Here is a 12,681-nt window from a genome sequence, read left to right as displayed (position 1 = left end):
TTTCATAATTTTGCCGATCCATATGCCGATTGCCGCAAAGACGCTGATCCTGACAAATACGTAAAATGTCGCAATGACGAATTGGAAAATGAAGGCCATCGGATAAATGAGCCCGCCGATCGTTTCGCTATACTCTGTCAGCTCAGGTGATGCCTCGAATAATTCTGCATCACCGAGCGAAAAACGTGTGAATGATATTAAGGTCATCAATAGGATGAATAAGAAAGCATAGCGGATAACACGCCCGATCGGTAGCAGGCGAAATGCCGCTAGTTTTTTCGGTTCATGAAAAGCTGCCAGGAATAATTGATAGAACTTCAATACGGGACCTCCTTTACTTATTGATAGTCTATCATGACTCCTGCAGGTAAGCGCGAATACCAAATTCGACAGAATGATGACTATTTCCGGATGGATTGTTAAGGGAATGTAAAGATTTGCCCGCTTCTATTTACATTTCATTAATAAAGTCAACATAATAAGGATGCTAATACATAAAGCGTGATGGAGGTAGACGATGTAATGGAAGTGAATTGGCAGGAAGTAATCTTTCAATTTATAGGGGGTCTCGGGATCTTCCTATTCGCCATAAAGTATATGGGTGACGGACTTCAAAAAGCCGCGGGGGATAGACTGCGTAGCATATTGGATCGATTTACGACAAATCCGTTCATGGGTGTCCTAGTCGGAATCATTGTGACTGTGCTCATTCAGTCGAGCTCCGGTACGACTGTTATTACGGTCGGATTGGTCAGTGCGGGCTTCATGACCCTCCGTCAGGCAATCGGTGTCATTATGGGTGCAAATATAGGTACGACAATTACAGCATTCATTATAGGACTCGATGTTGGCGCATATGCATTGCCGATCATGGCACTTGGTGCATTTCTCATCTTCTTCTTCAAAAAGAACAGTGTCAAGAATGTGGGAGAGGTCGTTTTCGGCTTCGGCGGCCTGTTCCTAGGGTTGGAATTGATGAGTGCCGGTATGAAGCCGCTAAGGTCGCTGGAGGCTTTTTCAGATTTTACAGTTTCGATGGCTGACCATCCAATACTTGGAGTTGTGGCAGGAACCGTTTTTACACTTATTGTCCAGAGCTCTAGTGCAACTGTCGGGATATTGCAAGGATTGTACGCGGAAAACCTTGTTCCACTTCAAGCGGCTTTGCCGATCCTTTTCGGGGATAATATCGGAACGACGATTACAGCCGTTTTAGCATCAATCGGTGCATCCGTGGCAGCGAGAAGAGCTGCAGCGACACATGTCCTCTTCAACGTTGTAGGTTCAGTCGTTTTCTTGATTCTCCTATATCCGTTCACTCTTTACGTAGAATGGATTTCCGGATTGTTGAATTTGGAAAGTAAAATGCAGATTGCATTTGCTCATGGTACTTTCAACGTGTTGAATACGGTCATACAATTTCCTTTGATCGGCGCATGGGCATTACTCGTAACGAAACTCATTCCTGGCAAGGATGTCACGATTGAATATAGACCGAAGCATTTGGATCCGAATTTCATTAACCAATCACCATCCGTCGCAATTGGACAAGCGAAGGAAGAGATTATCCGGATGGGTGATTTCGCAGTCCAAGGAATGGAAGAAACGTATGAGTATTTAAAGACGAGCAATAAGAGACATGCTGAAACGGCTTATCAGATTGAAGATGCCATCAATAATCTGGACCGTAAAATCACCGATTATCTCGTGGATATTTCCGCAGTCAATATTTCACCGGTTGAATCCGCAAGACACGTCATGCTAATGGATACGGTTCGAGACATCGAACGGATCGGGGATCATTTCGAAAATATTATCGAATTGATCGATTTCCGGGAAGTGAACCGGGTGAAATTGACAGAGGAAGCGATGGGTGATCTGACAGAAATGTTCACACTGACAATTGCCACTGTCGATAAGTCGATACGATCACTTGACTTGAACGACATTGAATTGGCAAGAGAAGTTGCCGAGCAAGAAGCTTTGATTGATAAGATGGAGCGCAAATTCCGGAAAAATCATATTGTCCGTCTGAATGAGGGACATTGCTCTGCACAGTCGGGAATGGTATTTGTCGATATAGTTTCCAATCTTGAACGAATCGGCGATCATGCTGTAAATATTGCCGAAGCTATTTTAGGAAAACGGGTGTAATGGAGGGAAGGGAATGGAGATAGTAGGCTGGATTGTGGCTATTGTCATGTTCATCGTCGCTTTCATCGGATTGTTCTATCCAATCATCCCTTCCGTATTTTTTATCGTAGGTGGCTTTCTGTTATATGGTTTGATTGCTTCGTTCGAAGAGATGAGTTGGTTGTTTTGGGTGATCCAAACGTTATTCGTCGTATTGCTGTTCGGTGCGGATACGCTTGCGAATATTGTTGGCGTCAAGAAATTCGGAGGTTCGAAAGCTGGTATGTGGGGAAGTACAATCGGCCTGCTCATTGGTCCATTCATCATCCCGGTAGCGGGAATCCTTATCGGACCTTTCCTAGGTGCATTTCTGTCAGAACTAATTGTGTCACGAACTGGAGTGAAACAGTCCGTGAAGACCGGTGTTGGATCCATCGTTGGCTTTTTCACTTCGATAGCTGCCAAAGGTGCAGTCATGATCCTGATGATCGGGGTTTTCATACTCTATGTCACATCCAGCTTCGGGTGACAACCGCTCGGGTCATAAGTCAGCTCCGCTGTACGGCAAAAAACGCCGTTTCGCGGATCTGCCTTATGCCTGTCGCAGTTAAACGTCACCCTCCGCTTTTGCCGATAGTTCATTTCAATTGAATGGCCTCCCTAATTTTGATAATGTTTATAGTGTAGGATAAATTATGAATTAATCGAGGAGGAATGGACAAAATGGCTTACAAATTACCAGAACTACCATACGCATATGATGCATTGGAGCCACACATCGACAAAGAAACGATGAACATCCACCACACGAAACATCACAATACGTATGTGACAAACGTGAATAATGCATTGGAAGGCCACGATGACCTAGCTGCAAAGTCTGTTGAAGAGCTAATTTCCAATCTGGATGCTGTTCCTGAAAACATTCGCACAGCCGTCCGCAATAATGGCGGCGGTCATGCAAACCACACATTCTTCTGGAATATCCTTTCACCAAACGGTGGCGGAAATCCAACTGGAGAACTTGCAGAAGCTATCAACAAGAAATTTGGAAGCTTTGATGCATTCAAAGAAGAGTTTGCGAAAGCGGCGGCAACTCGGTTCGGTTCAGGATGGGCTTGGCTCGTCTCGAATAACGGTGAGCTTGAAATCATGTCGACTCCTAACCAAGATTCTCCATTGATGGAAGGCAAGACTCCGATTCTTGGACTTGACGTTTGGGAGCATGCATACTACTTAAACTACCAAAACAGACGCCCTGATTACGTTTCAGCATTCTGGAACGTCATCAACTGGGACGAAGTTGCTAAAAATTACGGCAAATAATCCATTTTTCATGCAACCAAGCATATATCCTGTTCGTCAGGATATATGCTTTTTATGTTTAGAATGCTATAATTCAATTTGGACTAATTACGTAAGGGGAATACATATGAAAAAGCCGATGCGCAAAGTGGATCAAGCGAAAATCCGTCAACGGAAACATATCGCCTTCAGGATGAACCTATTATTCTTTTCAATTTTCATCCTGTTTTCCTTGCTTATTTTCCGGCTTGGGTACTTACAGATCGTCAAAGGCGAAGAGTATACGAGAGAATTGGAGAAGAAAGAGGAAATTGCAGTCAACACAAGCGTGCCTCGAGGTAGAATTTATGACCGGACGGGGAAGGTGCTTGTCGACAATAAACCTATGAATGCCATAACGTATACAAAAACAACTTCCACAACCTCACAGGAAATGTTGGAAATTGCGGAAGACCTATCCGAATTGATTCACCAAGATACGAAAAGGGTGACTATCGGAGATAAGCGTGATTTCTGGATATTATTGAATCCCGATGAAGCAGAAGCAAAAGTTAGCAAAAAGGAATTGGAGAAAATTAACGAGAGCGGCACTTTATCCAAACAGGAAATCCAACGGGAAGTTACGCGCTTGACACGCGAAAGAATTACTGAGGAAGAATTGAATTCCTTTACGGATCACGAGCTTGAAGTGCTGGCCATCTATCGGGAAATGATGTCAGGCTATGCTTACTCCCCTCAGATCATTAAAAGTGGGAATGTCACCGAAGAGGAGTTCGCAGCCGTGTCTGAACGGTTGAGTGACTTTGAAGGGGTTAATACGACAACTGACTGGGAGCGTGTGAAATTCTCGGACAGTACGATTCTTGGAACGATGACAAGTCCGATTGAAGGGATTCCACGAACCCACCTCGATTATTATTTGGCAAGGGATTATTCACGGAATGATCGGATTGGACGAAGTTATTTCGAACAATATTATGAAGAACTGTTAAGAGGGCAAAAAACGATCGTGAAAAATGTGAAGGATCGGACTGGCCGCGTCATTGAGACGAAAACGGTCAGAGAAGGAGAACCAGGAAGAGATCTTGTACTATCGATGGATAGTGAATTACAGGAGTCTATGGAGGAACTGGTTTCGGAAAAATTACTTGAAATGAAAAAAGATCCACGATCCGGATTGCTTGATAGGGCGTTCCTTGTCATGATGGATCCTAATAACGGTGAATTGCTTTCCATGGTCGGTAAACGAATAGTGAAAGATGAGGATTCAGGTAAATGGGAAGTTCGTGATTATGCGTATGGCACGTTCACATCCGCTTATGAAGCCGGTTCCACTGTCAAGGTGGCAACAGTTTTGGCGGGCTATAGCGAAGGCGTCCTGTCGGTCGGTGAAGTAAAAATCGACGAACCGATGAATATAGCTGGTTTACCTAAGAGATCCCTTTTCAACCAGCACGGACGGGTTGCCGTCGATGATATAACAGCGCTAGGCAGGTCTTCTAACGTGTATATGTTCAAAATCGCCATTTCGTTAGGAAATGGAGTTTACAGACCTTTTAAGGCCCTTCCGATTGACATCGCTGGTTTCGACAGGCTGCGTAACGCGTATGCTTCCTTCGGCTTAGGGGTGGAAACGGGGATCGATTTGCCTGGTGAATATCCAGGTTTTACAGGAACTGACACTCGATCCGGTAAATTGCTTGACTTTGCTATTGGTCAGTTTGATACGTATACACCGCTGCAGCTTGCGCAATATGTATCGACTGTAGCGAATGGTGGATATAGGGTAGCGCCGAAAGTGCTGAAGGAAATCAGGGAGCCGTCCAAAGACGGAGAAACACTTGGAGCCCTGCTTGAGGAAACAGAAGTGAAAGTCCTCAATCGTATCAACAACACGGAAAGAGAGATTGAACAAGTTAAAAAAGGAATGCATTATACGTATTATGGAGCCCATGGAACAGCGCCGAAAAGCCTGCTCGCTGGAGCTTCCTATACAGCCGCCGGGAAGACCGGTACTGCTCAATCCTTCTATTACGGGGATGACAGAAGTAAATATGGAATGGCTACCGTCAACTTGACGCATGTCGGTTTTGCACCTGCCGAAAATCCGGAAGTAGCCTACGCTGTTGTCATTCCGAATGCTTCGACCGATCGAGGCAATTACCGCGCCCAAAGTGCGGCGATGAATGAGATTGTAAGAACCTCGCTGGACACTTATTTTGAATTGAAAGAAGAACGTGCAAAAATCAATGCCGAGGAAACGACAGACCAAAAAATAGATCGCCGGTTCGAAAAAGAGAAAGAATCGGAGGAGAAATGAAAAAAGCTGCCGCGACGCTAAAATCGTCGGGGCAGCTTTTTCCTATCTATTTTTCGTATTCGTTATGATGCCTGCGATTGTGCCGAGGTCCATAGTCGTATCGACCTCGTGCACGCCGATTTGAATGCGGCCTGCTAATTCGTTGTCAATCAAGTATTGTTCCAATTCTTTCGCGCTGTCGATGATCCCTGAGCGCTCGAGCTTTTCAGCTACAGTCGTCGATGTTGAACCGGCTTCGATCGTCAATATTATTTTTGTGACCGGCTTTGACGCCGATTCACTATTCGTTTCGGTTTCCGTTTTACTTTCACGGATACTAGGATTTTTACCGTCGTTTTTTTCGGTTTTGGAAGAAGAAAGCGTTTGTGCGACAGCCAAATCTTTTTTCACGCTATCCAATTCTGTTTGCAGCTCGTCCAATTGGACTTTATATTGCTCGGCATGAGACGGGTTGGAGTCGTTATTCGTGAAATATAGGATACCGCCTGCAAGGATGCAGCCGATTCCGACTCCCCGTAAAATGTCCTTCATCATAAAGCGACACCTCGGGATTTCAATACATCGATAACTTCGGCATCTGACAGGGAAGAGCGTTTTGCTATTTCAGGGATTGAATAACCTTGCGCTTTCAGGGATAAAATTTGATTGATGATGATTTCGTGGACCGGTTTCTGTTTTTGTCGCTGGCCATGTGCAACCGGTCCGACACTGATCATCAATTCTTCTTCAATGGCTTTTAAACGCTTTTTCAATTGATTTGTCTCCTGATGGAGGCTGATTGAAATGTTTTCAATTTCCTCTTCATTTTTCTTGGTGGATTTTCCAATGAAAAATGATAAGATGATGAAAATAAGACCAATAGATAGTAAAACTAATTCAATATCCACTCTTGAACAACCTCCGGGAATAGATTACTTTGTTCCCATAGTATCATATGCATCTTCTGAATGTAATTTGAAACTTTCTTCTTTACATACACGTGTGATATGATACAATTGAAAAGTCGTATAAATCATGCTCATATTAATTTATATTGCCAATGAGTGGGAGGGACAACAATGCGCGTAAATATTACACTTGCTTGCACAGAATGTGGAGAGCGTAATTATATTACAAAGAAAAACAAGCGTAACAATCCGGAACGTCTTGAAATGAAAAAATATTGCTCACGTGAAAAGAAACAAACTTTGCACCGTGAAACGAAATAATCGCTCATGCCAAAACTCTTCACGGGTTTTGGTTTTTTATTTCAGAATGGGGGGAATACTTCTATGAGTAAATTGTCCAAACGTAAGCTGATGATAACAATCATGAAAGATATGAATCATTCTGAGCATACAAGTAAATCTACAGCGATTTTGGAACAACTCTATAAATGTGAGGAATATGCTTCAGCCCGGACGATCGGCGTTACTATATCGCGTTTTCCAGAAGTGGATACGTTTCCTTTGATTGAATCTGCATGGAAATCCGGAAAGCAAGTGGCTGTTCCGAAATGTAATCCCGAGACGAGGGAAATGGATTTCAGGCTGATTAAATCCTTTGATGACTTGGAAAGGGTCTATATGGATTTGAAAGAGCCGATAGTCGGACGGACGGTTTCGATCGATAAAAGGCAAATCGACCTCCAAATTGTCCCTGGTGTCGTATTTTCCGATGAAGGGTTCAGAATCGGTTTTGGCGGCGGATATTATGATCGCTATTTAGCTGACTATAATGGCAGCCGAGTATCTTTAGCGTTTGAAGAACAGACTTCTCAAGAGGTTCCCATTGAAGAACATGATATTCCAGTCAATAAGATTATTACTGAAGATAGAGTGATACAATGTCGGAAAGTACGTGGGGCAAAATGAATCATTACCTTGATGTCCTGCAACTTCTTAAACGTTTCGGCATTTTTATATATACAGGGAATCAAAAAACGGATATCGAAATGATGATGTCCGAAGTAAAAGAGTTATATGAAAATGGGTTGATCATGAAAGAGGATTATTTGCCCGCGCTGCTAATTTTGAAAAAGGAATTGGGCAATAGGTCTAATTAATATTTACTCCTCGCCAATTCCCTACATTTTTTTAGTTAAAAATGAAACTTTTCTACGTCTCATCCGTCTATTATATGTAGTGCATGTACAAATGATAGGGTGAATTTATAAATAGAGGCTTCAATTACGAAAGGAAGATCAGAATGAAAAAAGCAACTTGGCCCAAACATTCCGTACTCGTCATTGCTATTATTGCAACATGGCTAACGACGTACATTGGCTATATCACTAGCTTTAATATGAAAATTGACAATGTTATGCAGGAATTCATCCTGTTCATTAACCCACTCAGTTTTCTACTGTTCGTATATGGCTTGGCCTTGTTTATGAAGAGTGCGAAACGACGTAATATTTATATATTTTCAATCAGTCTGCTAACATCAATCATTATGTTTAGCAACGCTGTGTTTTATCGGTTTTTTAATGATTTCATCACACTGCCGGTATTATTCCAAACTAGCAACTTTGGGGATTTATCGTCTTCCGTCGGTGCCAATATACATCCGTGGGATATTTTCTTCTTCACAGATGTCATTATTGTTGCATTGGCCATCAAATTCATCCCTACGTTGGAAAGTTCCCTTACCCAACGAAGCATCGGCCGTAAGCTCTATTTCGTAGTAGCTGCAACAGTGCTGATGGTCAATCTAGGATTATCCGAAGCTCAAAGGCCGCAATTGTTGACCCGAAGTTTCGACAGGGAATTGCTCGTGAAAAATATCGGTACGTTCAATTATCATATTTATGACTTGTTCATCCAATCGAAAACACATGCACAACGAGCGCTTGCCGATGGCAGTGAACTGACAGAGGTGGCGAACTATATCAATGCCAATTATGCTGAAGCTGATCCCAAAATGTTCGGCGTTGCGGAAGGGCGTAATGTAATCTTCGTTTCTTTAGAATCACTGCAAAACTTCGTCATCAATAATGACATGAATGGACATGAGATCACGCCGTTCCTCAATGAACTGACACGTGATCCAGATACATTCTATTTCAATAATTTCTATCATCAAACCGGGTTAGGGAAAACTTCCGACTCGGAATTCATCATGGAAAACTCGTTGTACGGCCGTAACGGTGGAGCTGTCTTTTTCACAAATAGTGGGAATACATTCGACTCCATGTCGGAAAGACTAGGAGAGAATGGATATTTCACAAGTGTCATGCATGCTAACAACCGAAGTTTTTGGAACCGTGACATTATGTATCAAGCATTAGGCATACAAAAATTCTATGATGTTGAAAGTTATCATATTGGAGAAGGAGAAGCCGTCAACTGGGGAATGAAAGACATCCCATTCTTCGAACAATCTGTGGAAATCATGAAAACGATGCCTCAACCGTTTTCAACGAGAATGATTACATTGACAAACCATCACCCATTTGACTTGGATGAGGAAGATATGATCATTCCACCTTATGACTCCAATTCGAAAACGTTGAATAAATACTTTCAAACAGTCCGCTACATGGATGAATCCATTAAAATCTTCTTCGAAGACTTGAAGAAAAGCGGTTTGTATGACAATTCCATTATTGTTATGTATGGTGACCATTATGGTATTTCGGAAAATCATAATAAAGCTATGGGTATGTATTTGGATAAGGAAATCACACCATTTGATAACGTGGAATTGCAAAAAGTACCGATGTTCATCCATATTCCCGGTTATGGAAAAGGGAAAACGGTCGATGAGCTTTCTGGTCAATTGGATATCAGACCAACAGTTTTACATTTGCTCGGTATTGATACAAAAGAAGACATGCAGATGGGTGCGGATATATTCTCACCGGATCATGAACCGTTTGTCATTTTTAGAGATGGACGCTTGGTGACTGAGAATAATATTTACGCTCACGAAGTTTGCTATGATATCAAAACCGGGGAAGAGACCGATGGGGAAGCGTGTGAACCTTATATTGACCGCGCCAATACCGAACTTAACTACTCCGACCTGATCATCAATGGAGACTTGCTCAGATTTACGGACAAGGACAAGGAAGAGGAATAAGCCGATACAGGCGAAATGACTAAGTTCTGCACGGGTTCGTTTACCGTGCAGATATTTTTTTGAATGAAAGACGAAGGGAGGGGATGGCATATGAAACGAATACTGTATCTGCTTGTGATGATCATCTTCATCTTGTCGGGTTGCTCTCAACAGAAGGAACCGCCTTCTGTGCATCCTGATATCGAAGAACCGCTCGAACTTGTAGAACCGCCAGCTGAACCGCCGACCCCCCAGGTTTTTCAAGCTGACCCTTCGAACTTTCATTTCATTGCAGATTGGCTGAATGACAGTCGAATTCTGTACGTCGAGAAAAATGAAGGCTTATACAAAGTGAAATATTTCGATATTGAAACGGGAGAATATGGGGTGGTGTATGAGGATGAATCATTTATCATCGATGTCCTCGTCCATCCTTCACGGGATTATTTATTAATACATACGAGCGAACAAGCAAATTCTGCAGTTGTAAAAGTGATCAAAATGGATGGCACGGTTCAACATCAGGTGGAAATCGATTCGACGGAGCTTGCAATTGAATGGAATCGAGTGGATCCGGATAAAGTATTGTTCACAGCCTTTCATGAAGACTGGTCCTTTGACTTGTTTGCTTTTGATGGCTTGGATGATAGTCTTTCCATTGTGAATTTGGACGAGCCTTTTCCTAAATGGGCGGGCAATGACAAAATCCTAGGCATGTTGGTCGATGGTCATCCGCTTGATGGTGGTGAAATTCAATCGTTTCAATTGGAGGCAGGGGAAACCGGGACAACTGGAATTGAAAACGTGATTTATTTTGATGTGTTTGAGGATTTGCTAGTTGCTGTCCAGACGAAAAACTTGGATGATTTCACGTATACAGTCAGAAATCTGGAAGGCACTGTTATTTCCAGCTGGACATTGCCTGCGGTCAGCAATTATTCGGAGTGGGTTGTTCCAACAATTGAATGGCTGAATAAAAATCAACTGATTGTAAAAGGTGCAGAGAAGAGCGGACAGCTCGATGAGATGGGAGAAGGGGTTAATTTATATCTTTTTGAAAATGGCGATCCGGAATTGCTTATAAAAGGATTGGATGCGGGACCATTGAAGTGTTCACCGTCCGGCCGATATTGTTTAAGTGGCTATACGTTTGATGAGTTGATTGATATTGAAGCGAAAGAAAAATATAAATGGATTGAATTTGATACCTAAAAAACATTCCCTGCAATCTCATTGCGGGGAATGTTTTTGGGTACGATTAAAGAGTTTGAGGATATCCTTGGAAGACAATCGTTGCGATTGTAAAACCGCCAAATATAACGGCAGCCCCAAGATTGAACAAAATGCTCAACACATTACGCTCTTTGAAGGCTTGTACAGTACCGATGACAGCAAAGATCGCAACGAGTCCGAAAATCACCATTAAGATGTTCATGTGGATGACACTCCTTTCAACAGAGAAAAAATGAATGCCGATTAAGCAATATTCCTTCTCCATTGTACTGTTTCCTACATATTTTGTCGAGGCATTTAAATGACGATTGTTTGAAATCCGTTTGCAAGTTCATTACTATCAGAAGGAGGAGGTGTGATAAATGCTGGAAATACGTACATATCCATTAGGCCCGATTCAAACGAACTGTTATCTGATCCTAAATTGTGATGGGGAATGTTTGGTGATTGATCCGGGAGAAGAAGGGGATCGTATTATCGCTGAAATTGAGAAATTGAATGGCAAACCGCTTGCTATCCTTTTGACCCACGCGCACTTTGATCATATCGGTGCAGTCGATCAGGTGAGGGATCATTTTGACATCCCTTGCCATATTCATGAAGCCGAACATGAGTGGCTGGAAAATCCGCATTTGAACGGTTCTTCGAGGTACCCAGGTTTGCCGCTTGTGAAAAATAAGGCGGCGGATCATTTCCTGCAAGAGGGAGAGTTGAAGATAGGATCCTTCAGAGTGGATGTCCGTCATACCCCCGGACATTCTCCCGGCAGTGTCTCATTCATTTTCAAGGAGGCGCATTTGGCTGTCGTGGGTGATACACTCTTTAGGGGCAGTATAGGCAGAACAGACCTCCCCGGGGGGAGTACAGAGACTTTGCTTCAGTCCATTCATGACAAGCTTTTGACTTTGGATGAAGAATTCACCGTCTATCCTGGTCATGGTCCGTCGACAACCCCTGAAGAGGAAAAGGATATGAACCCATTTTTGAACGGTTTCTCATAAATAGAAAAAACAGCCGGATTGGCTGTTTTTTTCTTTAGGACGATTAATGTCCTGCACCTGGTACGTGAATGAATGTTGCATAGTAGCTGAATCCTACCATGAAAATCATTAGGTAAGCTCCAAACATGTACATATACATACGCTCTGTAAGATTCAAATATCCAAGCAACAGGAAGAAAATAGTGCTGGCGATGAAGATGACAGTCGCTGGCATCATACCGCCGACGAAAAACATTACAGCGAAAATGCCGGTCCAAAAACCGCATAGCTTGAACATGTTATCCATAAGTGCGTCCCTCCTTAACGTAAAACAATACAATGATCTCTTCCTCATTATAATGGATAGCAACTCGAAAAGTAAACTCCTATCAAGTCGACATTGTGACAAATGCATGGAATGCAAACAGATCGACTTACAGTAAAATTTGTTTTTGAACCGAAATTGACCTTTGAAAATTGAATTTATCCCAGAAACAACACTTATAAATTGAATTCAATGACAACTATTCCTTTTTCAATTCATCCGACGTATACTCATTGTAAGGTGAAAAGCGGTCTTTCATCTTTAATGAAAGAGGGGTGTTCAATGGAAAACCGTGACAATCTCGTTGAGAAAAAGTGTTTTGACCTTTTGGAACGGGCGATTGA

14 protein-coding genes and 1 pseudogene are annotated in these 12,681 nt (G+C 42.5%); 10 read left to right on the top strand and 5 right to left on the bottom strand.

Annotated elements, in window-relative coordinates; all coding sequences use genetic code 11:
* Nucleotides 1–321 (bottom strand): annotated as a pseudogene (locus tag AWV70_RS23975) (4-hydroxy-3-methylbut-2-en-1-yl diphosphate synthase); the annotation flags it as partial.
* Nucleotides 322–522: 201 nt separating this feature from the next.
* Here AWV70_RS23975 and AWV70_RS20630 point away from each other — a divergent pair.
* The 4 genes from AWV70_RS20630 (at nt 523) to AWV70_RS20615 (ending at nt 5,758) form a co-directional block, all read left to right on the top strand.
* Nucleotides 523–2,154, top strand: coding sequence for a Na/Pi cotransporter family protein (locus AWV70_RS20630; RefSeq protein ID WP_060210372.1), 1,632 nt, complete (start codon nt 523–525; stop codon nt 2,152–2,154).
* A 13-nt stretch (nt 2,155–2,167) separates the two neighbouring features.
* Nucleotides 2,168–2,662, top strand: coding sequence for a DUF456 domain-containing protein (locus AWV70_RS20625; RefSeq protein WP_060210371.1), 495 nt, complete (start codon nt 2,168–2,170; stop codon nt 2,660–2,662).
* A 194-nt stretch (nt 2,663–2,856) separates the two neighbouring features.
* The gene (gene sodA / locus AWV70_RS20620; protein WP_060210370.1) at nt 2,857–3,459 is read left to right on the top strand and encodes a superoxide dismutase SodA; all 603 of its coding nucleotides are present in this window, start codon (nt 2,857–2,859) and stop codon (nt 3,457–3,459) included.
* Between the two features lie 106 nt (nt 3,460–3,565).
* The gene (locus tag AWV70_RS20615; RefSeq protein ID WP_060210369.1) at nt 3,566–5,758 is read left to right on the top strand and encodes a peptidoglycan D,D-transpeptidase FtsI family protein; all 2,193 of its coding nucleotides are present in this window, start codon (nt 3,566–3,568) and stop codon (nt 5,756–5,758) included.
* Nucleotides 5,759–5,800: 42 nt separating this feature from the next.
* On the opposite strand, the gene AWV70_RS20610 is transcribed toward AWV70_RS20615, so the two are convergent.
* Nucleotides 5,801–6,292 carry a hypothetical protein gene (locus AWV70_RS20610; RefSeq protein WP_060210368.1) on the bottom strand — a complete coding sequence of 164 codons (492 nt, stop codon included), beginning with the start codon at nt 6,290–6,292 and terminating at the stop codon, nt 5,801–5,803.
* Complete coding sequence (locus tag AWV70_RS20605) at nt 6,289–6,645, bottom strand: hypothetical protein (RefSeq protein WP_060210367.1); 357 nt, start codon at nt 6,643–6,645, stop codon at nt 6,289–6,291. Before AWV70_RS20605 ends, AWV70_RS20610 begins: the two co-directional genes overlap by 4 nt.
* A gap of 171 nt (nt 6,646–6,816) precedes the next feature.
* Between AWV70_RS20605 and rpmG the strand changes: the two genes are divergently transcribed.
* The 5 genes from rpmG to AWV70_RS20580 all read left to right on the top strand — a co-directional run bounded on the left by rpmG (nt 6,817) and on the right by AWV70_RS20580 (nt 11,011).
* On the top strand, nt 6,817–6,966 hold the full coding sequence (gene rpmG / locus AWV70_RS20600) for a 50S ribosomal protein L33 (protein ID WP_060210366.1): 150 nt from the start codon (nt 6,817–6,819) through the stop codon (nt 6,964–6,966).
* 63 nt (nt 6,967–7,029) lie between these two features.
* On the top strand, nt 7,030–7,611 hold the full coding sequence (locus AWV70_RS20595) for a 5-formyltetrahydrofolate cyclo-ligase (RefSeq protein WP_060210365.1): 582 nt from the start codon (nt 7,030–7,032) through the stop codon (nt 7,609–7,611).
* Nucleotides 7,608–7,802 (top strand): YqgQ family protein, encoded by a 195-nt coding sequence (locus AWV70_RS20590; protein WP_060210364.1) that lies wholly within the window; start codon nt 7,608–7,610, stop codon nt 7,800–7,802. Before AWV70_RS20595 ends, AWV70_RS20590 begins: the two co-directional genes overlap by 4 nt.
* A 143-nt stretch (nt 7,803–7,945) precedes the next feature.
* Complete coding sequence (locus tag AWV70_RS20585) at nt 7,946–9,820, top strand: LTA synthase family protein (protein ID WP_060210363.1); 1,875 nt, start codon at nt 7,946–7,948, stop codon at nt 9,818–9,820.
* Nucleotides 9,821–9,910: 90 nt separating this feature from the next.
* The gene (locus AWV70_RS20580) at nt 9,911–11,011 is read left to right on the top strand and encodes a hypothetical protein (RefSeq protein WP_060210362.1); all 1,101 of its coding nucleotides are present in this window, start codon (nt 9,911–9,913) and stop codon (nt 11,009–11,011) included.
* A 46-nt stretch (nt 11,012–11,057) separates the two neighbouring features.
* Here the strand turns inward: AWV70_RS20580 and AWV70_RS20575 are convergent, their stop codons facing one another.
* Nucleotides 11,058–11,234 carry a DUF2759 family protein gene (locus tag AWV70_RS20575; RefSeq protein WP_082713750.1) on the bottom strand — a complete coding sequence of 59 codons (177 nt, stop codon included), beginning with the start codon at nt 11,232–11,234 and terminating at the stop codon, nt 11,058–11,060.
* 160 nt (nt 11,235–11,394) lie between these two features.
* On the opposite strand from AWV70_RS20575, the gene AWV70_RS20570 reads away from it, so the two are divergent.
* Nucleotides 11,395–12,033 (top strand): MBL fold metallo-hydrolase, encoded by a 639-nt coding sequence (locus AWV70_RS20570; RefSeq protein ID WP_060210360.1) that lies wholly within the window; start codon nt 11,395–11,397, stop codon nt 12,031–12,033.
* 43 nt (nt 12,034–12,076) lie between these two features.
* On the opposite strand, the gene AWV70_RS20565 is transcribed toward AWV70_RS20570, so the two are convergent.
* The gene (locus AWV70_RS20565; RefSeq protein WP_060210359.1) at nt 12,077–12,319 is read right to left on the bottom strand and encodes a DUF2626 family protein; all 243 of its coding nucleotides are present in this window, start codon (nt 12,317–12,319) and stop codon (nt 12,077–12,079) included.
* Between the last annotated feature and the right edge of the window lie 362 nt (nt 12,320–12,681).

Source organism: Sporosarcina koreensis, assembly GCF_001531445.1.
GTDB classification, from domain to species: Bacteria; Bacillota; Bacilli; order Bacillales_A; family Planococcaceae; genus Sporosarcina; species Sporosarcina koreensis_C.
The sequence above is the reverse complement of the archived record's forward strand: the minus strand, read 5'-3'. Positions and strand labels throughout refer to the sequence as shown.

Coding starts and splice junctions, on each gene's coding strand:
- AWV70_RS20570 (WP_060210360.1), top strand. CDS start 11,395: ATGCTGGAAATACGTACATATCCATTAGGCCCGATTCAAACGAACTGT.
- AWV70_RS20590 (WP_060210364.1), top strand. CDS start 7,608: ATGAATCATTACCTTGATGTCCTGCAACTTCTTAAACGTTTCGGCATT.
- AWV70_RS20625 (WP_060210371.1), top strand. CDS start 2,168: ATGGAGATAGTAGGCTGGATTGTGGCTATTGTCATGTTCATCGTCGCT.
- AWV70_RS20615 (WP_060210369.1), top strand. CDS start 3,566: ATGAAAAAGCCGATGCGCAAAGTGGATCAAGCGAAAATCCGTCAACGG.
- rpmG (WP_060210366.1), top strand. CDS start 6,817: ATGCGCGTAAATATTACACTTGCTTGCACAGAATGTGGAGAGCGTAAT.
- AWV70_RS20630 (WP_060210372.1), top strand. CDS start 523: ATGGAAGTGAATTGGCAGGAAGTAATCTTTCAATTTATAGGGGGTCTC.
- AWV70_RS20585 (WP_060210363.1), top strand. CDS start 7,946: ATGAAAAAAGCAACTTGGCCCAAACATTCCGTACTCGTCATTGCTATT.
- sodA (WP_060210370.1), top strand. CDS start 2,857: ATGGCTTACAAATTACCAGAACTACCATACGCATATGATGCATTGGAG.
- AWV70_RS20575 (WP_082713750.1), bottom strand. CDS start 11,234: ATGAACATCTTAATGGTGATTTTCGGACTCGTTGCGATCTTTGCTGTC.
- AWV70_RS20610 (WP_060210368.1), bottom strand. CDS start 6,292: ATGATGAAGGACATTTTACGGGGAGTCGGAATCGGCTGCATCCTTGCA.
- AWV70_RS20595 (WP_060210365.1), top strand. CDS start 7,030: ATGAGTAAATTGTCCAAACGTAAGCTGATGATAACAATCATGAAAGAT.
- AWV70_RS20565 (WP_060210359.1), bottom strand. CDS start 12,319: ATGGATAACATGTTCAAGCTATGCGGTTTTTGGACCGGCATTTTCGCT.
- AWV70_RS20580 (WP_060210362.1), top strand. CDS start 9,911: ATGAAACGAATACTGTATCTGCTTGTGATGATCATCTTCATCTTGTCG.